23 protein-coding genes and 1 pseudogene are annotated in these 22035 nt (G+C 64.7%); 8 read left to right on the top strand and 16 right to left on the bottom strand.

Annotated elements, in window-relative coordinates; all coding sequences use genetic code 11:
- Nucleotides 1-15 precede the first annotated feature (15 nt).
- The 7 genes from SZ63_RS07180 to SZ63_RS07150 all read right to left on the bottom strand — a co-directional run bounded on the left by SZ63_RS07180 (nucleotide 16) and on the right by SZ63_RS07150 (nucleotide 6241).
- A complete protein-coding gene (locus tag SZ63_RS07180) occupies nucleotides 16-417 on the bottom strand; it encodes a hypothetical protein (RefSeq protein WP_048183224.1) in 402 nt (133 codons plus the stop codon).
- A gap of 35 nt (nucleotides 418-452) precedes the next feature.
- The gene (locus SZ63_RS07175; RefSeq protein ID WP_048183221.1) at nucleotides 453-1211 is read right to left on the bottom strand and encodes a hypothetical protein; all 759 of its coding nucleotides are present in this window, start codon (nucleotides 1209-1211) and stop codon (nucleotides 453-455) included.
- 206 nt (nucleotides 1212-1417) lie between these two features.
- Nucleotides 1418-3802 (bottom strand): endopeptidase La, encoded by a 2385-nt coding sequence (gene lon / locus SZ63_RS07170; protein WP_048183217.1) that lies wholly within the window; start codon nucleotides 3800-3802, stop codon nucleotides 1418-1420.
- A 56-nt stretch (nucleotides 3803-3858) separates the two neighbouring features.
- Nucleotides 3859-4278 carry a MarR family winged helix-turn-helix transcriptional regulator gene (locus tag SZ63_RS07165; protein ID WP_048183213.1) on the bottom strand — a complete coding sequence of 140 codons (420 nt, stop codon included), beginning with the start codon at nucleotides 4276-4278 and terminating at the stop codon, nucleotides 3859-3861.
- Between the two features lie 86 nt (nucleotides 4279-4364).
- Nucleotides 4365-5024, bottom strand: a complete 660-nt coding sequence (locus SZ63_RS07160; protein ID WP_048183210.1) for a hypothetical protein — start codon at nucleotides 5022-5024, stop codon at nucleotides 4365-4367.
- Nucleotides 5025-5204: 180 nt separating this feature from the next.
- A complete protein-coding gene (locus tag SZ63_RS07155; RefSeq protein WP_048183207.1) occupies nucleotides 5205-5492 on the bottom strand; it encodes a hypothetical protein in 288 nt (95 codons plus the stop codon).
- A gap of 77 nt (nucleotides 5493-5569) precedes the next feature.
- Nucleotides 5570-6241 (bottom strand): hypothetical protein, encoded by a 672-nt coding sequence (locus SZ63_RS07150; protein WP_048183205.1) that lies wholly within the window; start codon nucleotides 6239-6241, stop codon nucleotides 5570-5572.
- Between the two features lie 285 nt (nucleotides 6242-6526).
- Here SZ63_RS07150 and SZ63_RS07145 point away from each other — a divergent pair, with 285 nt between their 5' ends.
- Nucleotides 6527-7261, top strand: coding sequence for a winged helix-turn-helix transcriptional regulator (locus tag SZ63_RS07145; protein WP_048183203.1), 735 nt, complete (start codon nucleotides 6527-6529; stop codon nucleotides 7259-7261).
- Between the two features lie 58 nt (nucleotides 7262-7319).
- On the opposite strand, the gene SZ63_RS07140 is transcribed toward SZ63_RS07145, so the two are convergent.
- Nucleotides 7320-8003: a hypothetical protein gene (locus SZ63_RS07140; protein WP_048183201.1), complete on the bottom strand. Its 684-nt coding sequence runs from the start codon at nucleotides 8001-8003 to the stop codon at nucleotides 7320-7322.
- Between the two features lie 371 nt (nucleotides 8004-8374).
- Between SZ63_RS07140 and SZ63_RS07135 the strand changes: the two genes are divergently transcribed.
- The 7 genes and pseudogenes from SZ63_RS07135 to SZ63_RS13160 all read left to right on the top strand — a co-directional run.
- On the top strand, nucleotides 8375-9337 hold the full coding sequence (locus tag SZ63_RS07135) for an ABC transporter permease (RefSeq protein WP_048183198.1): 963 nt from the start codon (nucleotides 8375-8377) through the stop codon (nucleotides 9335-9337).
- Between the two features lie 347 nt (nucleotides 9338-9684).
- Nucleotides 9685-10203: a hypothetical protein gene (locus SZ63_RS07130; RefSeq protein WP_048183194.1), complete on the top strand. Its 519-nt coding sequence runs from the start codon at nucleotides 9685-9687 to the stop codon at nucleotides 10201-10203.
- Between the two features lie 49 nt (nucleotides 10204-10252).
- Nucleotides 10253-10741 carry a hypothetical protein gene (locus SZ63_RS07125; RefSeq protein WP_048183191.1) on the top strand — a complete coding sequence of 163 codons (489 nt, stop codon included), beginning with the start codon at nucleotides 10253-10255 and terminating at the stop codon, nucleotides 10739-10741.
- A 252-nt stretch (nucleotides 10742-10993) separates the two neighbouring features.
- Nucleotides 10994-11542 carry a Yip1 family protein gene (locus SZ63_RS07120; RefSeq protein ID WP_048183188.1) on the top strand — a complete coding sequence of 183 codons (549 nt, stop codon included), beginning with the start codon at nucleotides 10994-10996 and terminating at the stop codon, nucleotides 11540-11542.
- A 12-nt stretch (nucleotides 11543-11554) separates the two neighbouring features.
- Nucleotides 11555-11755 carry a hypothetical protein gene (locus SZ63_RS07115; protein WP_048183184.1) on the top strand — a complete coding sequence of 67 codons (201 nt, stop codon included), beginning with the start codon at nucleotides 11555-11557 and terminating at the stop codon, nucleotides 11753-11755.
- Nucleotides 11756-11937: 182 nt separating this feature from the next.
- Entirely contained in the window at nucleotides 11938-12471 is a 534-nt protein-coding gene (locus SZ63_RS07110; protein WP_048183181.1) for a hypothetical protein, read from the top strand.
- A 165-nt stretch (nucleotides 12472-12636) separates the two neighbouring features.
- Nucleotides 12637-13527, top strand: a pseudogene (locus tag SZ63_RS13160) (Na/Pi cotransporter family protein); the annotation flags it as partial.
- Nucleotides 13528-14244: 717 nt separating this feature from the next.
- On the opposite strand, the gene SZ63_RS07100 reads toward SZ63_RS13160, so the two are convergent.
- The 8 genes from SZ63_RS07100 to SZ63_RS07065 form a co-directional block, all read right to left on the bottom strand.
- Entirely contained in the window at nucleotides 14245-15348 is a 1104-nt protein-coding gene (locus SZ63_RS07100) for an ATP-NAD kinase family protein (RefSeq protein ID WP_048183176.1), read from the bottom strand.
- Nucleotides 15349-15578: 230 nt separating this feature from the next.
- Complete coding sequence (trpA, locus tag SZ63_RS07095) at nucleotides 15579-16394, bottom strand: tryptophan synthase subunit alpha (RefSeq protein WP_048183172.1); 816 nt, start codon at nucleotides 16392-16394, stop codon at nucleotides 15579-15581.
- Complete coding sequence (gene trpB, locus SZ63_RS07090; RefSeq protein WP_048183169.1) at nucleotides 16391-17563, bottom strand: tryptophan synthase subunit beta; 1173 nt, start codon at nucleotides 17561-17563, stop codon at nucleotides 16391-16393. Before trpB ends, trpA begins: the two co-directional genes overlap by 4 nt.
- Nucleotides 17560-18135: a phosphoribosylanthranilate isomerase gene (locus SZ63_RS07085; protein ID WP_082122680.1), complete on the bottom strand. Its 576-nt coding sequence runs from the start codon at nucleotides 18133-18135 to the stop codon at nucleotides 17560-17562. Before SZ63_RS07085 ends, trpB begins: the two co-directional genes overlap by 4 nt.
- Nucleotides 18132-18884 (bottom strand): indole-3-glycerol phosphate synthase TrpC, encoded by a 753-nt coding sequence (locus tag SZ63_RS07080; RefSeq protein ID WP_048183167.1) that lies wholly within the window; start codon nucleotides 18882-18884, stop codon nucleotides 18132-18134. The genes SZ63_RS07085 and SZ63_RS07080 overlap by 4 nt, the downstream gene beginning before the upstream one ends.
- Entirely contained in the window at nucleotides 18881-19897 is a 1017-nt protein-coding gene (trpD, locus tag SZ63_RS07075; protein ID WP_048183163.1) for an anthranilate phosphoribosyltransferase, read from the bottom strand. The genes SZ63_RS07080 and trpD overlap by 4 nt, the downstream gene beginning before the upstream one ends.
- The gene (locus tag SZ63_RS07070) at nucleotides 19894-20526 is read right to left on the bottom strand and encodes an anthranilate synthase component II (protein ID WP_048183160.1); all 633 of its coding nucleotides are present in this window, start codon (nucleotides 20524-20526) and stop codon (nucleotides 19894-19896) included. The genes trpD and SZ63_RS07070 overlap by 4 nt, the downstream gene beginning before the upstream one ends.
- Nucleotides 20526-22004 (bottom strand): anthranilate synthase component I family protein, encoded by a 1479-nt coding sequence (locus SZ63_RS07065; protein ID WP_048183157.1) that lies wholly within the window; start codon nucleotides 22002-22004, stop codon nucleotides 20526-20528. The genes SZ63_RS07070 and SZ63_RS07065 overlap by 1 nt, the downstream gene beginning before the upstream one ends.
- Nucleotides 22005-22035 lie beyond the last annotated feature (31 nt).

Below are 22035 nucleotides of genomic sequence, written 5' to 3'. Positions count from 1 at the left end.
TGTTTTGACACGATTCTAATGGATCAGAACGCGGGTGGCGTAGTATACTCCGTCGTACTCGAGGATCGGCGCATTCGCCGTATACACACCAAACGACTCGGTGAGTGCGAGGCACTCGGCCCCCGTCATCGGGACCGACGCGGATCTCACCACGTTGGATTCGCTGCCGGCCTCGCGGATCGCAGAGGCAAGCACCGGGTGCTGCTTCAGGTCCCGGTCGGTCAGATGGATGACGGATGCGTTCTGCAGATCCTCTTCTACGACCACCTCCACGGTCAACGACTTCGGAGGCCCGTCGATTCCCGTGACCAGGGCAATGAGGGTTGTAACTCCGAACACGGTCGCCGCGACGAGGACGACGACGCCGATGAACGCGAGGGTCCCGACAACAATCAGGCGCTTCCGGTCAGGCTTCATACGACCATCCTGTCTCCGGAGCGGATCGTCCGGCATCAAGAGGCGGCCCCCAATCCGGGTGATCCATCGATACCTGCCGGGAGCGAACCGGGTGGGGGCCAGAAAAATCTCCCGTCCGGATAGTACACCCTCTCGGCCTTGACGAGATCGCGGAGCGTAAAGATCGTGCAGTAGTAGGTACCTACCAGTCCGGAACCGTCCTTTACCCCGTGCGAGACGTCGATACTGTACCAGGGTTCCATCGTGTTGAACCCCACATGCTTCAAGGGGATGATCTCGCTCTGGCGCAGGGCGTAGAGGTCTCCATAACTGGCATCGTATGACAGGTTTCCCGACTGCGAACTGACGCCGACGATCAGGATCCCGTTCTCACCGGCCAGCTCCCGGTAGGGAATCCGCTCAATCTCCGTGAAAAGGGTGAGCGGATGCTCTCCGGGAGGTGCTCTGTCGACCTCCAGGGAATTCCAGGTCACTCTCCCCGTCGAACTCGCTGCAACCCGATACCAGTGGGGGAGACCGGTATCGTCTCCGTAGAACTCGAAACTTAATTGCTCGACCGCCCCGTCCCCGTCGATCACGAGCCGGAAATCCCCGAGGATCGCCGTCGAGTTCTCGACACCGGTCCGGTCCTGGACGATCGCCCACATCTCCGAGAGCGGGAGGCCGTAGATGTTCTGCCGGAGTGTGGGGGCGGGAGGCTCGGGGTTATGGACGAGCACAGCCGTGAAGAAAGCGCCGGCGAAGAACGCGATGCAGAACGTGAGGGCGATAGTTCCTATATGAGTTTGATTCATGAGGTTTCCTCTAGGTGACGGGCGACCTCCGGGGACAGGTCGCGGCGTCCATGCGGGAGAGGTCGACGTACCTCTATAAACGATTTCTGTCACAATCCTCTACACGTCGGGCCGCTTTGGGCCAATAGGCTCCCCGGACGGGGCCTGGTGAGCAAAAAAAGGCACGGGGCGGGGTAAAAGAGGAGGTGCCCGAACCCGAATGATCTTCAGAGGTTGTGCGCGGGGACGCACCGGTTCTTCCCCCCATACGGCAGAACCGGCCCGTTGAGTTCTATCCCGAGTGCCTCCCGGAGGACGTCCTCGATCGTCTCCACGGTCACGAACGTAAGATCGCTTCGGACGTCACCGGGGACATCCTCGAGATCCCGCTCGTTCTCCCGCGGGAGGATGACCGTCCTGATCCCGGCCCGGTGCGCCGCAAGAACCTTCTCCTTGATCCCGCCTACGGGGAGGACGGCGCCGGAGAGCGTCACCTCGCCGGTCATCGCGACCGTCGGATCGACCGTTCTCCCCGTGACGAGGGAGGCGAGGGCCGTAAAGAGGGTCACGCCCGCCGACGGCCCGTCCTTCGGGGTCGCCCCCGCCGGCACGTGGATGTGGATGTCGCTTGCGAAGAAGTCGAACCCGGTCGCGATGGCCGCGAGCCTCGAGCGGATCAGGCTGAGGGAAATCTGGGCCGACTCCTTCATCACGTCGCCGAGCTGGCCGGTCAGCGTCAGTTTCCCTTTGCCGGGCATGAACGTCCCCTCGATGAAGAGGATGTCGCCGCCGACCGGCGTCCACGCGAGCCCCGTCACGACGCCGGGCGGGTTCTCCTTCCGCGCCATGTCCGGCCGGACGGTCTCACGGCCCAGGATCTCCGGGAGCATCTCCGCCGTCACGACGACCGGGAGGTCGACCGTCCCGGAGACGACCTTCGCGGAGACATGCCGGGCGATCCGGGCAAGCTGCTTCTTGAGCGTCCGGACGCCCGCTTCCCGGGTGTAGCGGTCGATGATCGCCGAGACGGCCTCATCTTCGATGCGGAGGTGATCCGCGGTCAGCCCGTGCTCCTCGAGGGTCTCCGGCAGGAGGTGATCTTTCGCGATCGCGAACTTCTCGTTCTTCGTGTAGCCCGAGATCTCGATGAGCTCCATCCGGTCGAGGAGCGGCGCCGGGATCGTCGCGAGGCTGTTTGCGGTCGCGATGAAGAGCACGTCCGAGAGGTCGTAGGGAACCTCCAGGTAGTGGTCCGAGAACGTGCTGTTCTGCTCGGGGTCGAGGACCTCGAGGAGGGCGCTTGCCGGATCTCCCGAATACGAGACGGCGAGTTTGTCGACCTCGTCGAGGATGAAGACCGGGTTCTTCGCCCCCGCACGCTTCATCCCCTGGATGATCCGGCCGGGGAGCGACCCGACGTAGGTTCGCCGGTGCCCGCGGATCTCCGCCTCGTCCTTGACGCCGCCGAGGCTGATCCGGACGTACTCTCTCCCCAGCGCGTCGGCGATGCTCCGTCCGAGGCTCGTCTTCCCGGTCCCGGGCGGGCCGGCGAAGAGGAGGATCGAGCCCTGCTTCTCCTCCTTGAGTTTCATGACCGCGAGATGCTGGACGATCCGCTCCTTGACCTTCTCGAGGCCGTTGTGGTTGCTCTCGAGCACCCGGCGGGCCTCCTCGATGTCGATGCTCTTCTTCTCGACCGTCCAGGGGAGATCGAGCAGGAGGTCGAGGTAGTTCCGTATCCCCTGGCTCTCGTGGTGCTGGCTCCCGCCCGACTCGAGTTTCTTCAGTTCGGCGAAGGCCTTCTTGCGCACCTCCTCGGGCATCGTCGAGCGCTCGATCCGCTCCCGGTAGTTCTCCTCGCCCGACGAGCCGTCGCAGCCGTTGAGCTCCTCCTGGATCACCCGGAGCTGCTCGCGGAGCATCGCTTCGCGGTTCGCCTTCCCGACCTTCTCGGAAGCCTTCTTCGCCACCTCGATCCGGAGGTTGATGCTCTCGTTCAGGTTCACCAGGATCCGGAGGAACGCGGTGTAGCGCTCCCGGACGGAGACGATCTCGAGGAGCGACTGCTTCTCGGCAACATCGATCGGCAGGAAGGGCATGACGAAACCCATGATCTGGTCGACGGACTCCATCCTGTCGACGGGCCGGGTGAACTGCTCGGAGCCCTGGAAGTTGCCGCTGATCTCATGGACGGCCGCTTTGACGCGCCCGAGCATCTCTGCCCGGGCATCCTCGTCGAGGTCCGGCACGTCCGGGAGCGGTTCGCAGACGGCGTAGTACTGCCCGCCCTTCTCCGAGAGGGTTACGGCCTTCACCCGGCGCGTTGCGTGAGCAAAGACGAGGTAGCCGTCGTCTGCAGGCTGTACGTGCGCGATCGCAAGAAGGTTCCCGGTCGGGTAGAGCGCGTCGGCCGGTTCCCCGGGGGACTCTGCCCCGCCCTTTGCGGTCAGCCCGACCGCGTATGCAGACCCGTCGCTCTTCATGGCGGCGATCAGCGCTTCTCCGACGGCCGTCTCGACCTGGAGCTTCGTCCGGGTCTCGGGGTAGACCACGGTCTCGAAGAGCGGTATGACAATGTGCTCTCTGCTGGTGTCTGGTTCTGGTGAGTGCATGGTGACTCCGGATTGTTTAGTTCGCATTTACCTAACAATATGGCCGGCCAAAAAAATCATCCGACCTTCTTCAAGATCTCCACCAGAAGATCCACTTCGTTCTCATCGAGCGTCCGCACCATCCTCTCGACCATCCGGTGGAGCGCGTTCCGCTCGGCGTTTGCCAGCATCCGGCCCTTCTCGGTCAGCCGGATGTAGGTGACCCGCCCGTCGTCGGGGGACTTCTGGCGGTAGGCGCACTCCATCCGGACGAACCGATTAACCATCTCCGTCACGGTGGGTTTCGAGTTCCTGGTGATCTCGGCAAGACCGCTGAACGTCACGTCGCCGTGCTCGTCGATCGTCTTCAGGTAGGCGACCTGCTTCACCGTCACGTCGGCAAGCCCGCATTCAGAGAAGATCTCGGAGGAGCATTCGTTCTTGATGGCGATCAGGCGATCAAACACTTCGAACAGGTGCTCATGTCTCGCCGCCATGGTTGATACCCATTAGTTTGGGTTGACCTAACTATAAAGGTTGTGATGGCGGCCGGCATCGGGAGAGCATACGAGATCTTGAGGGTTCAGGTCTTCGTAGACCCACCAAGAATCGCAAACCCCCCATCCGGGGTCTGCACGATATCCGTGACGATATCCACCTCCGCCTCCGTGCCGGTACTGACCCGGACAATCTCACCGCGATCGTCACATTTCATCACGTGAATCGGCGACCCGAGATGGTTCCCCATGGTGTAACCGTCGCCCTCGGAACTCTCGAGGGAGGCACAGGCGTAACCGCCGCCGGAGGCCCGGACAACCGGGCAGGGCATATAGAACTCCGTTACGCTCACATCAGAGCCGTCCCGGGCGAGGGTTCGGTCGACCGTGACCGATCCTCCGGCTTCCTCTCCTTTCAGGGCCCGGCCGACCTTATAGAGCAGTTCCACGCTACCGTCCGGCTTCTCTCGCACCGAATATACATGGTGAAGCATGACTCCGATAAACTCAGGGCCTTCCTCGAAGGTGCGGGTCCAGATGACGTTGCCCTCTCCATCGAGCCGCATCACCCAGAGCGGGTGGCTATCCGTCGTCCCTGCAACGATGCACCCCCCGTCCGACGCCGAAGCGACCTCGAGAGCCCGCCCCCGTCCGAGATCCGGGTAGGTCTCTTCCCGGAGCAGCGACCCGGTATCGTTCACGACCGCCACCCAGACATCCCTCTCGTGCTGGCTCCCTGCAGCCATGATACCTCCATCCGGCAGACCGGAGACTCCAGGCACGGACTCCGAAACCGGGCTGCTCCAGACGGGTGTCCCGTCGCCGGCCACCCGGAAGAGAGACCCGTCACCCGTCCCTGCGGTGAAACTGCCGTCAGGGTGGGAGACGACTGCCTCAACGCCATACCGTGTCGGGAACGACCGGTTTCACTCGATCCGGCCGTCCTCCGCGATCTTGAGCAGCAGGGCGTGCTCTTCGCTTCCCGGAGATTGTTTGACCGACCCCCCGACAAGCAGGCCGCCGTCCGAAACCGGCAACAGGACGGTGCCGTATTCGTCGCCCCCTCCATCAAAAGCGGTGTGCCAGATCTCGGTACCGGCGGCGTCGGTTCGGGTGACGGAGAGAGCATGACGGTCGGCGACAGCGTCGATCGAGAGGCACCCCGATACGGCAGTGAGGACGATGAGGGATAAAAGAGCAAGAGATATCGCCATTTTACGGGCTGCATGAGTTTTGCCGTCAACGAGCATACGTTTCAATCGATGGAGATCTTCTCTCCCGGAGTCGGTCATTATAGATTGATACCCCCGGCAATAACATGGTATCCTGCCGGAACCGGAACAAATCCCGACGTTGTGCTCGGAACAGCCGTATTCACCGTCGCCGTCCAGATATTCTCTTTGATCAGATGTTTCACACCGCCGCCGCCCTGGTACTCAAGGTCGAACGAGATCGATGTGGCGTTCTCCGGCGGGACGAAGCCGTCGAGAAAGCCGACCGTGGTGTAGGTACCGCCCGAGCTCCGGGTGAACTCGGCGACGCTCGCGTTGTCCGGGGTTGCGAGGACCGGCACGAGCAGCCGCGGCTCTTCCTTCGTCTCGAACTCGCCGGATGGTACGAAGATATCCTGCGCGTAGTCCTCCGTCGTCGTGAACGCGAGCATCTTCCCGTACTGCGTCTCCCGGATCGCCGTCCGCCACCCGGCGGGCTGGCGAGCGCTGGACGCCTCGAAGATCACCAGCTCGCCCTTCGCGTTCGCCGGGACCGGGATCATGACCGTGGCGGTGCCGTTCACGGCAAGACCGGAGAGACCGGTGATCTCGATCATATAGGAGTCGTTCGGCATGGTCGTCGAGACGAATGCAGGACCAAGGAAGAGCAGGAAGACCACCACGGCAAGGATGGTGACCGCTATCAATAGGTTCAGTACGGTTTTTTTGGCATTGTTACGTCGCCCGCCCATCTCCTCACCACCGCCCGGCCGGGTGGGCCCGTCTTCCGGGATCTATGCATGAGAACTCAACGTTCCCCTATAAACGATTTCTGTCCAGCCCCTCTACACGTCGAGCCGGATCCGTTCGTTTTGCTCCGGAAAATTCGCCGCAGTCAATCAGGGACGTTTGCTGCATCGGTCGATACCGGGCCCAGACTGTGGAGGGGACCGGCTACCCGAAGGCACGCAGAGGTGTGCGATGGGGGGATAACAGAATAGCACCGTTTTTATACTCCCGGTCACCTGATCTTTTTAATGCGGCATCAACTCCCTCTCGCAAGGGGCGCACTGCTCCTTATCGCCCTCCTGCTTATAATCGCCCCGGGGAGCGCTACTGGCACCATATCAAGTGAGGGGGAGTTTCCGGAGACGATACCGGACGATCCGGCCCCACTATATATCTGGAACGTGCCGCCCAAACTGCTCCTGCTCGACTTCGTCTTCATGACCGCACCCCTGCTCTTCCTCCCGGTCCAGTTCCTCATATCAGTAACCGTATGGCTTATTCTTGGCCAGAGGAGGATCTCCAGAAAGAACGTTCTTGAACACGACACCCGCCGTGCAGCATACCTCTGCATCCGGGAGAACCCCGGGATCAACCACGCTTCCCTCTCACGCAGGCTGGGGGTTAACATTGGAACGCTCCGGTACCACCTTGCAACCCTCTGCGAGACCGGACAGATAGTAGCTGAGCGCGATCACGGGCAGTTACGGTATTACACGAACGGCAGGACGGCCCGTGAGGGAGAAGGCTATCCCATCAACGGGACACGAAAGCAGATCCTCGATCTCCTTGCACAGGACCCGGGAATGGCGCGAAAAGAGGTCGTATCCGCGCTCGGGATCTCCGGCGCATCAGTGACCTGGCATATGGCGCTGCTCATCCGGGACGGTGCCGTACGGAGCGAGAGGGACGGGAGGATGGTGCGCTATTTCCCCCGGCGGGATATCGTATCCCGGGCGGACAGGGGCGCAGACGCAACCGGTTAGGTCACCCGGGGGCGGTTGGGCCGGAGACGATGAACGAGTCCCGGTTCTCGACGCTCACCTATCCGTAGGCTACGGACTCGGCCGCTGCGAGATCCTGCCGGGTGAACGCAATAAGAACCTCTTCTGGAGATGGCGGGGATCCCGGGCTCCGGTGGGGAGTGATCGTGATGGTGTACCAGCGCGCGTCCGGGCCGAACGTCACTTCTTTCACCGGGCGGAATATTCCATCCGAGACCTCGTAGAGCCTTCCCCGGGTCTCGTTGTAGTGGTCCCCGTACGCGTTCACGCTCACAAGAAGCCTCATACCCCGGTCCCGGGAGGGAATATCCTCCAGGGCGATAGCGTCGACCTCCCGCAAGAGTTCGAGGGGGTGCACCCCCTGCACGGAAAAATTGAACTTCTGCGATTTAGCCGATACCATTCCGCCCGGCCCCACATACGCCTCGTAGCCGTGCTGTTCACCGTCCTTATCACCGTAGAAGTAGAACCATATCACCCGAATCGCGCCGTCCCCGGCGATGTTGGTCTCCAGTCGCAGCAGTCTCGCCGACTCGTTCTCGACGCCGGTGCTATCGACGGCGATCTCCCAGAGGTCCAGGATGGCCGGATGGTATGCCGGGGACTCAAGATGGGTGATATTCTCGATACGGGTGACGTCCGGGGCCTCCGGCAGGACGAAGAAGTGCATGCAGGCGTAGACAGTTATTACTCCGACGATAACGGCAAGGATCGGTCGTCTCATGGTAGTTCCGGGCCGATGGAACCGGCGTGGTTAAAGTCAGTATGGGACCGGCCGGGCTTGAAGTTTCCGAAAAGTGACCGGTGCAGAGTATCGTCGGTTTACCACGGCCACTGGTCGGATCCACTCCTCTCACGCCCCGACGTGTAGAGGAATGTGAGAGAAAAGGTATATGGAGTAACGATCCAGTCTCAAGACGGCAACGCCCGTGGAAGTGCATCTGATTAACCCTTGCCTGTTCCGGGCGGCGGAAAAACCTCGGTTGTCACTTAAGGGGCGATACCGCGTATAGTCACGGACCTGCGGTACTCTTGCGACCACGGACGGAGAACGAGCATGAAGATAGATGTATGTACACTGACCGGTGATAACACATGACGGCGGAACGGGTCTTCACCGTGGCCCAAAAAGAGTTTGCCGACCAGATCACGGGTTGGCGGTTCCTGGTGATCCTCGCCCTGTTCCTCGCCATCGCCCTGGTGGGAACCTACAGCGGGGTCGGGAGCTACGAGAGAGACCTGGACCGGTATGCCCAGCAACTGGCGACGATGGATAACCAGAATGACGGACCGGCCGGGATGATGCCCGCAAAACCGCCGGTCGAGGGCATCTACTCCTCGGTGTTCCGGACGCTGGTCTCCTACGGGGGCCTCCTTGCGCTTGCGCTCGGGTTCGACCTGGTCTCGAAGGAGAAGGAGTCCCGGTCGCTCAAAAGCCTGCTCTCCCACCCGGTCTACCGGGACGAGATCATCAACGGCAAGGCGCTCGGGGGCGTTGCGCTGCTGGCCCTCGTCGTCGGGAGCGTGCTCGCTATATCCACCGCGCTGCTCCTCGTCTTCTCGATCGTGCCCGCCTCCGGCGATCTGTGGATGATCCTGACCTATGCCGGCGTCACCCTCCTCTTCCTCGTGACGTTCTTCTCCATCGCGCTCGCCCTCTCCACCCTCTGCCGGGAGAGCGGCAGCGCCCTGCTCCTCTCGGTGGTTGTCTTCGTCCTCCTCGTCTTCCTGGCCCCCTTCGCCACCGCGAATATCGGCACGGCCCTCATGATGGAAAAGCCCGACCCCGCCGCATACGGCGGGGATACCCAATCGGAAGGTTACCAGGTGGAGATTACGGCGTACCTCGACCAGATGAAGATGATCGAGAGCGCTGCAAACCTCTTCTCGCCGCAGATGGCCGTCAACGCCCTCATCCAGGGGATCAGCAACTCCCCGGGGGCAACCCTTGAAGATACGCTCGGCGAGATATGGTCGAGCGTTGCGGCCCTGACCATCTACCCCGTCGCCTTCTTCGCCGTCGCGTACACGCGGTTCATGCGGATGGATATCCGGTAAGCACGCCCAGAGGGGAGCAGGACCGAGTATGGAGCCCAGGCACTCCCGGTTCCGGCCGGAACCCTCTCCGGTTCCGTGGGCCGTGCAGGATGTATCCAGCCTTCCGCTTTCCGAAGAAGACAGCGAACATGTAGAGAGAAGTGAGAGAAAAGGTAAATAGCCCGAGGTTGAGGTTGCAGTGCGGGTGCCGGAATCGGGCATTCGCATGAGTCGCGGGGCCACACATCCGCGGTTCACGACAGGATGATGGACCCCGCACGCCCGGAGGCAAAAGGAGGGTTGTTATTACCTTTACTTATAGGTACGTTCTCTCTCCTCCGGTGCTGTAATAATGGAGGAAACAGAAAATGGAAAGCCGAAACAGATTTCTGCCGGTTTTGGCAGTACTGATGCTATTTGTATCAGTATCTGCCGGGGTTGCTTCTGCAGCCCAGGCTGATCAGGAGAACATCGAAGTCGGAGAAATACCCCCTATGGTGGGCACAGATGATGCCGGGGCTCGGGCCACAATACACCTGGGAAGCATGTCGACAGATGGCGACGGCGACACAGCAAGCGTGGCCGGTGTGGGATCAGTCACTGCTCCAGCCGGGCAGAACACCTTCACAGCAACATACAGTAATGTTAACGATGTGGACAACGACGGTCAGGGAGCGATCTACCGCCTGACGGTCTATGATGCTCTGGGCGCGGCGCACACTACCCAAAAGCGGGTCGACTGGGCGACCAGCGGCACCATCAGCGTGAGCTTCAATTCACAGGGCAGCGGCGATGCCCAGTACGAACTCTGGTGCGAGACGCACAACTGGTTCGATACGACGACGGCGATAGGTGGCCCCTACATTGGCGACCTCGATTATGTCTAAACAGGTACATCTCTAGGATGCACTATTTTTAAAGCGGAGTGATGACCTTTTGAACAGGAAAATAGCGTGCATCATCATCCTGATGATAGGTCTTGTTGGTGCTCTGGCATATGTGATATCATCCGCCCAGGAGGATGTTGCCGTTAATACCACTACGTCCAGCGGCAAAATCGTCTTTCAGGACAGTAACTCACGTGGTGTTTTCTTCCTTGGCGAGGGGTCGGCCGACTTCGGGGCAAACACAACTTCTTCGAACATCATCTCCTTGATCGAGACGGGAATGGAAGCAAGCACCTTCACTGTCTCGTGGAGAAGTGACCAAGAAAATAAGCCAAGCAGCGCAAAGAAAGCCACCTTCACCCTAACGGTCTGGGACCCTGCGGGGATACCTCACAGCACAACTCAGGAATCAGAAGGGATCAACTCCGGAACGTTGACTGTATCCTGCTCCCCGTTTGAACCCGGAGAGGGGCGGTTCGAGCTCACATCGACCGTCCATGAGAGGCGATTGAACCTCCCGGCAGTACTCCACCGCTGATACCAACGATTTTCAGGCCGCCCATCGGTAAAAACAAGCTCCCCTCACCCGGACGAAGGATGAATGGGGGCTATACCACCTCCCGGCCCTGCATAGTGTCAGAGCGATAACGGGCACCGGCTGCCTCTCTTCAACCAACCGTGACCCGACGTGTAGACGATTCAGACAGAGAACGTTTATAGGAGTACATCGATTTCTCCTTCATCGATACCGGAACCAGACAGGCAGGTGCGCCGTCCAGGGAAGAAGAGCATGCCAGGAGATATATCACCGGAAACAATCATCACCGGCCCCCGGCGGGTCTTCCAGAGACTCAACGAAAAACCGCTGCGCGACGACCTCATATTCTACTTCGCGATCGTCGCCGCCGCATCGGTCCTATTCATGGTACTGCCCCTCCTTACGGGAGAGGCGGCGAAGATTGACGGAACGCACCGGATCTGGTTTATCGCGGCAGGCACCCTTGTCACCCTGACGCAGGGCCTGATAACCGGAGCCGTCGCCCTCCTCGCCGTCAGCCTCGTCGAGCACTTCTTCCTGCTCTTCGTCGACGTCCACCGGGAGTTCGAGCAGACGATGAAATCGGCGGTCTACGCCCTCTCGCCGCTCATCCTCTTCTCCTGGGTGGTCCTCCTGGAGGTTCCGTTTGCCGGCCTGCTGCTCCTCGCCTGGTTCTGCCTCTCGACCTACTTCGGCGTATGGATTTTCCACGAGAAGTCGAAGGACCGGGCCGTCTTCGTCGCTCTTGCGACAGGCGTGGTGCTCGCGTACTACCTCCATCGCGCGGTGGGAATCGTATAACCGGCGGCGAACATGAACTGCAACTACCTGTCGCTCCTGTGGAAACTGCTCCTCGCCCTTGCCGTAGCTGTCCTCGCGGTCAACTACTACCAGGATATAATCCTGCACGGCCGGCCCGGCGCCCTTGCCCGGTACCTGTTCTTCATCCTGCTGTTTGGCAGCCTCATCGTGCAGATCGTGAGCAAACGGTGCCGGGAGAAGCAGCCGGACTGACCGTTCTGCCGCGGTGGAAGAGCCGCATCGAGATACCCCTTCTACCGCCTTTCCGGGAACAAAACGGATTGAAGCGCCCCGACGTGTAGACGATCGTGACAGAAATCGTTTATAGAGGGACGTCGACATTTCCCGCAGATTTCCAGGACACGGGAGCCGAACCGTGTCGAGAACGGTGCAGTATGTCAGGTAAGATCATCGCCTCGCCCCCCCGGAGCCGGTTCTCGCCGGCCATCCCCCCGCTCGTTGCGGTCGTCGCATGCGTGATCTGGGCGGGTACCGCCAGAACCGTCTCCGGGATCGTCGGACCGGCGCCACCGTTCGTCCTCCCCGTCTTCGTCCTCGTGATGGTCACCCTTGCGGTCGCGGGAGCCGCGACGCCCCTCCCGCTCATCCCGGGCGCCGTCCCGGTCCGGAGAGAGCGGCAGGCGATGCTCGTCGCCGTTGCAGCCTCAGTTCCGTTCGTCTTCGCCCTCCTGATAAACCCGGGCCAGTGGGAACGGGGCGACGCCCCCCCGCTCGTCGCGGACAGCGTGCCGGTATTCGGGTGGCTCTTCGACGGGATCATGAGCGCCCTCCCCCTCACGGCGGGCACCCCCGCGTATAGCCTGCTCTTCTCCGCCTTCGGGGTCTTCGGGTTCTACCTCGAGTGCGTGCTCGCCGCAACCATACTCTACGCCGCTCTCCGCCTGACTGCCGCCCCCGTCCAGGGGTGAGGGGTACGCCGAGGAGGAGGGATGAGAACAGCACCGGAGAGAACCTCGATCGCACTCGCCCTCACCGCGGCCTACTTCATCGCCGTTCCCGTGAACCGGATGTACGTCCAGGGAACTATTTAGAGAGGTATTTGAGGGCGGCGACTCCATACTCCCTGAACAGCAATGGTCCCGTGGGAACTCCTATTCGCCATCATACCCGGCCTGATCCTCTTCTTCTACGGGATAGAGAACTTCTCGCGGGAGATCCTCGCGGTCGCGAAAGGCAGCTTCGCGAACCTCCTGGGGCGGCTGACGTCGCGGCCGGTCGTCGGCGCACTCATCGGCGCCGTCGTCACCGCCATCGTCCAGTCGAGCGCGGCGACCACGATCATCACCATCGGGCTCGTCAACGCCGGGACGCTCTCGTTCCTCCAGAGCCTCGGGGTCATCATCGGCTCGAACATCGGCACGACCGTCACCGCCCAGCTCGTCGCCTTCAATATGACCGCCCTCGGGCAGGTGCTGATCCCGATCGGGTTCCTCGTCGGGATCTTCGGGCGGCGCTACCGGTTCCTGGGTAAACCCCTCTTCTACTTCGGCCTGGTCCTCTTCAGCTTAAACCTCATCTCCACGGCGCTCGCGCCGTTCCAGAGCGATCCCGCGATCATCGCGCTTGTTGCAGAGTACTCGGCCCTCCCGCTCGCCGTACTGATCGGGTTCCTCTTCACCGCCGCGGTGCAGTCGAGCTCCGTCACCACCGGCCTCGTCGTCGTCCTCGCCCAGCAGGGGCTGCTCACCCTCCCGCAGGCGATCCCCATCCTGCTCGGCGCAAACATCGGTTCGACCACGACGACCCTGATCGCCTCCGCCCGGATGAACCTCCACTCCCGGCGGGCGGCGGCGGCCCACTTCATCTTCAACCTCGGCGGCGTGCTCCTGATCCTGCCCTTCCTCGTGCCGTTCGCCGAACTCGTAACAGCGATCGGCGGAACCGAAGCGCAGATGGTGGCGAACGCCCACCTCGTCTTCAACCTGATCGCGGCGGCGGTCTTCCTCCTCTTCATCGGGCGGTTCGGGCAGCTCGTGGAACGGGCGGTGCCCGGGAACGAGCCCGAGATCCTGATGCGGACGCGCCACCTCGAGGAGGGCATCCCAGACGACACGCAAGCAGGGTTCGAGGTGATCCGGAACGAGCTCAGGCACGCCCACGAGGTCACGCTCGACCTCTTCCGGGCGGCGATGACCTACCTTGCCACCTCAAAGGAGGCGGACTACCAGATGGTCGAGCGGCTCAAGAGCCTGAACAACTACCTGGATCAGAGGATTGAGCAGGCGCTCCGGACGATCTCTAAAAGGCAACTCTCCGATCAGGAAGCGACCGAGGTGGTCTTCCTGGTGCGGATGTCGAACGAGATCGAGCGGCTCGGCGACCTCGGGGCGGACCTCGGGGAGTTCTTCCGCAGGATGTCGGGGAACGGCGTCTCCCCCACCCTGGTGAAGAAGACGAACGGCGTCTACCGGATTCTCGACGAGAACATCGTCGGGCTCGGGCTCCTCTTCCCGAGGATTCTCGACGTGACCGTCGCGGAACTCCGGGGCCGGGACGTCGAACTCCAGCGCGCCATCAATGAGCGCTACCGCGAGCAGCTCGTGAGCCTCAAGAGGGAGGGCGCGTTCGCGGACAGCCGCTACCTCGAGGTCCTCTCGATCATCGAGGCGGCGAACGCCAAGGTGCGGGATCTTCGCAAACTTGCCGAGCAGTACTCGCGCGAGAAGAAGGCCGAGACTGCGTCAATTGATCTGGACGACCCGCTTTCGCTGCGCAATCCGGTAGCCGGAGACGACCTGGAGCGAGTCCCCGACCTCCCGGTCGAGCGCTGCGTCTCCCGAGTCGACGTAGAGGAGGGGTGTTGCGGCGAGTTTAGCGGGCGTGGCGACCACGATCAGGTTCCGTAGCCCGGCCTTCCGGATCACCGCGGGGCTGATCTGCTGGTTCCCCCTCCCGAGGACGAATCCCTGGGCGCCGATGGGGCTCACGACGATCTTCGCCCGCGGGTATTCTTCGAGGAGGGCGAGCAGCGTCCGCTCGTCGGCATTGCGGGCGAGGACCTCCCCGTTCCTGACGACGTCGACCCCGAGGAGTGTGGGGAGAAGCCCGAGCCGCTCCATGATCCGGGCGGTCGTGCTCCCGGCACCGATGATATACAGGGTGTCCGGGAGCATGATCTCGGCGATGAACGCCGCGATATCCTCCTTCGCCCGCTCCTCGTCCTGCTGCTCGAATACCTGCTTCCCTCCCTGGGTCCGCTCCGGGATATAGGGGACGCACGCGTAGCCGTAGAGCCGGGCGGTAAGACGGCCCGAGCGATAGGCTTCCTCGTCGACGTCCATCACCTCGGAGTCCCGGCAGGGAACCTCCCCCGCCCGGCGGACGAGGTCGGCCGCCGCCGCCGGGTTGACCGCAAAGACCGCCGAGTACATCTTCACTCCGGCAGGGATGCCGAGGATCGGCACCTCCCGCCCCACCGCGTCGAAGACGTCCCGGGCCGTCCCGTCCCCGCCGCAGAAGACGACGAGGTCCACCCCGGCATCGAGGAACGCCCGGCACGCGGCCTTTGTGTCGGCCGCACCCGTCGGGACACTCGGGTGATAGAGAACGGTGGAGCGGGCGAGCCCGGCCGCTGCGAGGACGTCTTCCCCCATCGGCGCCGAGCAGGTGCACCACTCGATATCCTGACCCCGGAGGGTGGAGAGGGCCTGCACCGCCCGGTCGGCAGAGCGCGGCACGGCGCCGCGCCGGAGGGCTTCGGCCGCCTGCCCGTCCGTCCCCGCGAGCCCCACGGCGCCGCCCATCCCGGCGACGGGGTTGACCAGGAACCCGACGGCCTTTTTCATCACCCTACTCTGTAGAAAACTTTCTGTCAGAGATCATACCCCCGTTTTCGCGTCAATTGGTTACCACCCGGGTTTGGATGAAGCAGTGCTCCAGGATCAGCCAGCTCCCGTTGTTTCACGCGAAGCCGCGAAGAACGCGAAGGAGACTATCAGTACCCACCAGACTTCGTGGCTTCGCGACTTCGCGTGAGATTTCATCACTACGGAACCCACCTCTCTATTCTTGCCCATCAGGGTATATCAGGTTCGGGGTCGGGGACGAGCCCGCGCCGGAGGGTGGCTATCGCCGCCCGGAGGGCATCCTGCATCCCGGCCTCGTCGCCCGCGTGCTCCTCGATCAGCCGGACGAGCGCGCTCCCCACGATGACGCCGTTCGCGCCGGCGGCGACGACGGTTTGGACGTGCTCCGGGCGCGAGACCCCGAACCCGACGGCGAGGGGAAGGCCGGTCTTCTCCCGCACCGCGCCGACCAGCCCGGCGAGGCCGGGGGGGAGGTGGTCGCGTTCGCCGGTCACCCCTTCGAGCGAGATCAGGTAAACAAACCCGGATGCTCCGGAAAGGATCGTGTGCTGCCGTTCCGGCGAGGTCGTCGGGGCGATGAGAGCGATACGGTCGATGCCGTGCCGGGCGGCGTAGGGCGCGACCTCGTCCGACTCCTCGACGGGGAGGTCGACGATGAGGACGCCGTCCGCGCCGGAGGCCGCGGCCTCCGCAAAGAACCGGTCGGGTCCCCGGCGGTGGATGATGTTATAGTAGGTGAAGAGGACGAGGGGGAGCGCCGGCGCATATCCCCTGATCCGCCGGACGAGGGCGAAGACGTCGTCCGCAGTCGTGCCTGCCCGGAGGGCGCGGACATGCGCCCGCTCGATCACGGGGCCGTCCGCCACCGGGTCGGCATAGGGGACGGCGATCTCGAGGAGGTCGGCGCCCGCATCGATCATCGCCTTCGCCACCCGGAGCGACGCCTCGATGCCGGGGTCTCCGGCAACGGTGAACCCGATGAAGACCGGGCTCTTCCGGGCAAAGAGGCCGGCGATCCGGCTCATGCGACGCCCCCGTGAAGGTTCGCGACGTCGGCGACGTCTTTATCCCCCCTCCCCGAGAGGTTGACGACGAGGATGCCGTCCTTATCGAGATCGTCCGCCGCCCGGAGGGCGTAGGCGACCGCGTGGGCGGACTCGAGCGCCGGGATGATCCCCTCGGTGCGGGAGAGACGGCGGAAGGCGTGGAGTGCCTCGGCGTCGGTGACCGCCTCGTAGCGGACCCGCCCGGAGTCCTTCAGCATGGCGTGCTCCGGCCCGACCGAGGGGTGGTCGAGGCCCGCGGCGACGGAGTGCGTCTCGAGCGCCTGGCCGTCGCCGTCCTGGAGAAGGTAGGAGAGCGCCCCCTGAAAGACCCCGACCGAACCGGCAGAGAGCGAGGCCCCGTGTCGGCCGGAATCGAGCCCCTCGCCTCCCGCTTCCACGCCGACCAGTGCAACGTCGTCGCCAACGAACGGGTAGAAGATGCCGATCGCGTTCGAACCCCCGCCGACGCAGGCGACGACGGTGTCGGGGAGCCGACCTTCCCTCTCAAGGATCTGTCTTCTCGTCTCCTCGCCGATGACCGACTGGAAATCGCGGACGATCCGGGGAAAGGGGTGCGGGCCGACGCAGGAGCCGAGCAGGTAGTGGGTCTCCCCGAGGTTCGCCACCCAGTCGCGCATCGCCGCGTTGATGGCGTCCTTCAGCGTCCGCGTCCCGGAAACGACCGGGACGACCCGGGCACCGAGGAGTTCCATCCGAAAGACGTTCAATGCCTGGCGGCGGGTATCCACCTCGCCCATGTAGACCTCGACAGGGAGACCGAGCGCCGCGCCCGCGATCGCCGTCGCGACGCCGTGCTGTCCGGCTCCCGTCTCGGCGATCAGCCGGCGCTTGCCCATGAACTTCGCCATCAGCGCCTGGCCGAGGGTGTTGTTCAGCTTGTGCGCACCGCCGTGGAGGAGATCCTCGCGTTTCAGGTAGACGCGGCAGCCGAGGTCGCGGGAGAGGTTCGAACAGTAAGTGAGCGGCGTCTCCCGCCCGGCGTACTCGCGGAGGTACCAGGAGAGCCGGCGGGAGAACTCCGGGTCCTCGCGAACCCGCTCGTAGGTCTCCTCGAGTTCGATCAGCGCGCTCATCAGGGTCTCGGGCACGTACTGCCCGCCGTATATACCGTATCGTCCTGGTTTCATGGGTTGTCCATCATCCTGCATATCTTCACGAACGCCCGCACGAGGCGCTCGTCCTTGATCCCCGGCGCCGCCTCGACGCCTGAACAGACATCGACCCCATGCGGCCGGACCGCCAGGATCGCGTCGGCGACGTTGTGGGGGGTGAGGCCTCCCGCGAGGATGACCGGCACCGGGGAGGCGGCCACGCATCTTCTGGCATACTCCGGGTCGAACGCCCGCCCGGTGCCGTGGCTGCCATCGACGATCACTGCATCGCAGTCGTCCCGGAGAGCGTCGCCGGGAGAGAGCATCCTGATGACCCGCACCCCCGCATCAGGAGGGAGTTCCAGATCGCCCGGCACCTGGACCGCGTCCGGCCGCGAGAGGAGAAGCGCCGCGACGTCTTCGGGCCGGTCGGTCGAGGTGACCGCGACCGTGGCCACGAACGGCCGAACCGCCGCGAATATCTCACGGGCCGCTTCAGGGGTCACCGAACGCGGGGAGGGGCTCGCGAGTACCACGCCGATCGCGTCGGCACCGGCCGCCACGGCGAGGAGTGCGTCGCGAACGCTCGTCATCCCGCAGATCTTCACGCGAATACGAACCCCTCCAGCCTTTTTTTCCGGTCGCGGGCCGACATCAGGGCGGATCCGATCAGGAACGCGTCGCAGTGCCGGGAGAGGCTCCGGACGTCGCAGGGCCACGTGATACCGCTCTCCGAGACCACGAGCCGCCCCGCATCGCGGGCCGCTCTCGCCAGGCGGACGGTCGTGGAGAGATCGATCGTCATCGTTGCCAGGTTGCGGTTGTTGATCCCGATGAGGGTCGCATCCGTCGCGAGAGCGCGCTCCATCTCGTCTCTGTCGTGGACCTCGACGAGCGGCTCGAGCCCGAGCGCGAGCGCCCCGTCGACGAACGCGGGGAGACGGTCGCCGAGCACCCGGGCGATCAGGAGGACGGCGTCGGCGCCGAGCGCCCGGGTCTCGCCGAGCTGGCGCTCGTCGATGATGAAGTCCTTCCTGAGGACCGGGACGGATACCGCACGCCGCACCCGGACGAGGTACCCGGTGCTCCCCCCGAAATAGGTGGGTTCGGTCAGCACCGAGAGGCCGGCGGCCCCGGCGGCGACGAACTCCCGGGCGATCGCTTCGGGGGTGCAGCCTTCGTGGATCCTCCCCCGCGACGGGGAGGCGTACTTCACCTCGGCGATGACCGCGTGCCTCCCGGAAGAGACGCGTATCGCCGCTGCGAGGCTCCGGCGGGGCAGGGGGTCGGGATCGACCGGTTGGTCGAGGTGCCGGAGGCGCTCGCCGGTCGACCTGACGATCTCGTCGAGGATCATGCCCCGCCTCCGGTCGCCCCGACCAACCGGCGGAGCCGGTCGAGCGCCGCCCCCGAGTCGATCGACGTCTCGGCGCAGGTGATGCCCCCGGCGATGTCGCCGGCCTTGCCGCCGAGGTAGATCGCCGCCCCGGCGTTGAGGAGGACGATATCCCGCGCGGGGCCCTCCTCGCCCGCGAGGACGGAAAGAAGGGTCGCGGCGTTCTCCTCCGGCCCGCCGCCCCGGATGGCCGCGACGGACGAACGCGGGATCCCGAACTCCGTGCAGTCGAGGGTATACGTCGTGACCCCGCCGCCCCGGAGTTCCGCGACCGTCGTCGGGCCGGCCGTCGCGATCTCGTCGAGCCCCGCACCGTGGACCACCATCGCCCGCTCCGCCCCGAGATCGCCGAGGACCCGGGCGACCGGAAGGGTCAGGCGGGGATCGTAGACGCCGAGGAGATGGGCTCCCGCACCCGCCGGGTTCGTCAGGGGGCCGAGGAGGTTGAAGACCGTCCGGATCCCGATATCCTCGCGGGCGGTGCGGGCGTACTGCATCGCCGGGTGGTAGGCCGGGGCGAAGAGGAACGCGATCCCGGCCGCCGCAAGGACGTCCGCCACCCGTTCGGGCGGGGTCGCGACGTCGACCCCGAGCGCCTCGAGGACGTCGGCCGAGCCGCACCGGCTCGAAACCCCCCGGTTCCCGTGCTTCACGACGGAGACGCCCGCACCGGCCGCGACGAAGGCGGCCGCGGTGCTGATGTTGAACGTCCCGGCGCCGTCGCCCCCGGTACCGCAGGTATCCACCCGCGCCGCGGGAGCCGGGAGGGCGACCGGGACGGCCGCCGCCCGCATCACCCGGGCGAACGCCGCTATCTCTATAACGGTCTCCCCCTTCATCCGGAGCGCCGTCAGAAACCCGCCGATCTGGGCGGGTGTCGCCGCGCCCCGCATGATCTCCTCCATCACCCCTCCCGCCTCGGCCGGGGAGAGGTCCGTGCCCGAGGAGACCCGGGCGATCGCCTCGCGGATCATGCCGCGCCTCCCGTGCCGAGCGGGACCCCTGGTCCCGCCGGGCCGGCTCCGGCTCCGCAGGACCCGGCGCCGGAGAGGAAGTTCGCCACCAGCCGGTCCCCCTCGGGAGTGAGGATGCTTTCAGGGTGGAACTGCACCCCCTCGATCGGGAACGACCGGTGCCGGACGCCCATCACCGTTCCGTCGTCGCTCGTGGCGGTCACCGCGAGGCAGTCCGGGACGGATGCCGGGTCGATGACGAGCGAGTGGTAGCGGGTCGCGACGAGGGGGGCGGGCACGCCCGCGTAGATCCCCGCACCGTCGTGCCGGACGAGCGACCGCTTCCCGTGCATCAGCCGGTCCGCCCGGGTGATGCGGGCGCCGAAGGCGAGGCCGATCGCCTGGTGGCCGAGACAGACCCCGAGCGTCGGGACGGTCCGGCTGATCGTCGCGAGGACCTCCCGGTAGAGGGCGGAATCCCGGGGATGCCCGGGCCCGGGCGAGAGGACGATCCGGTCGAACGATTCGGATTGGATCCGTTCGAACGGCGTATCGCTCTTCACCACGACCGGTTCCGCCCCGAGCACCCCGATCTGCTGACAGAGATTGAAGGTGAAACTGTCGTAGCTGTCGATGACGAGCACCCGCATCACTCCACCTCCGCGCCGAGCGCCGCAAGCATCGCCCGCCCTTTGTTCTCGGTCTCGGTCCACTCCCGGCCGGGGTCGGAGTCGGCCACGATCCCCGCCCCCACCTGGACGGAAGCGACGCCGTCCTGCACCAGAACCGTCCGGATGGCTATTGCAAGGTCCATCGTGCCGGAAAACCCGACATAACCGACGGCTCCGGCATAGATACCGCGGCGGAGCCCCTCCGTCTCGCCGATGATCTGCATCGCCCGGACCTTCGGGGCCCCCGAGACGGTTCCCGCCGGGAAGCAGGAGCGGAGGGCATCGAACCGATCGCACCCCGGGCGAAGCGTGCCCGAGACCGTGGAGACGATGTGCTGGACGTGGGAGAACCGCTCGACGGTCATGAAGTCCTTCACCGAGACGCTCCCGAAGGCGGAGACCGCGCCGACGTCGTTTCTTGCCAGGTCGACGAGCATGACGTGCTCCGCCCGCTCTTTCTCGTCGGCCAGGAGCTCGGCCGCGAGCCGGTCGTCTTCCGCCGGGGTCCGCCCCCGCGGCCGGGTACCGGCGATCGGGACGGTCATCACCCGGCCGTCCTCAACCCGGACGAGCATCTCGGGGCTGCTCCCGGCGACCTGGCGGTCGCCGAAATCCAGGTAGTACATGTAGGGGCTCGGGTTTTCCGTCCGGAGCCGCCGGTAGACGGCGAACGGGTCGCCCTCGATGCGGCAGGCGAGCCGCCGGGAGAGGACGGCCTGGAAGACGTCGCCCGCCGTGATATGCTCTTTTAGCCGGAGGACCGCGTCCGAGAACTCGTCCGGGCTGCAGGACGACGCCGGGACGCCGGACCTGCACGGTTCGCACGGGAGCGGCGGCGGGAGATCGCGAATCCGGGCGATTCGTTCCGCGATCGCTGTCCCGACCCGGGCGTACTCTTCCTCCACATCGGTCCCGTCAACAACGAGCAGGTTCGCGACGACCGCGAGCCGCTCTCGTTTGTGGTCGAGGGCGAGGCAGTCCTGCGCCAGCATGAACCGGGCGACGGGTTCTTCGGCTCCCCCCGGCCGGGGAACCGGGTAGAGGGACGAGACGAGGTCGTAGGAGAAGTAACCGGCAAGCCCCCCGGAGAACCGGGGAAGCGGCGCAGCGGCGACCCGGAACCGGCCCATGAACGACCGGAGGGCATCGAGGGGGTCTTCGCCCTCGACGCCGGCGGCGACCTCCCGGATGTGCGCATTACCGGAGACCGTCAGCGTGCCGTCGGAGGCCACGGCGACGGTCGCGGCAGGGGCGGTGCAGATGAACGAGTAACGGGCGGCCTTCGCGCTCCCCTCGAGCGACTCGAGCAGGAACCCCGGGCCGTCCCGGAGGGAGGCATAGAGGGCGGCCGGCGATGCCGCGGGGAGCGGGATCTCTTCATATACCGGGACGAGAAGGGGCCGGCCGCTCGCGTCCGCCGCGGCGGCGGCCTCCTCGTATCCCGGGGTCGTGTTCAGCTCTCTTGGAGCGCCGTCCAGTCCACCGGCA

The organism is Methanoculleus sediminis (genome assembly GCF_001017125.1).
Classification (GTDB): Archaea; Halobacteriota; Methanomicrobia; order Methanomicrobiales; family Methanoculleaceae; genus Methanoculleus; species Methanoculleus sediminis.
Note: the sequence above shows the minus strand (reverse complement) of the source record. Positions and strands in the feature narration are given on the sequence as shown.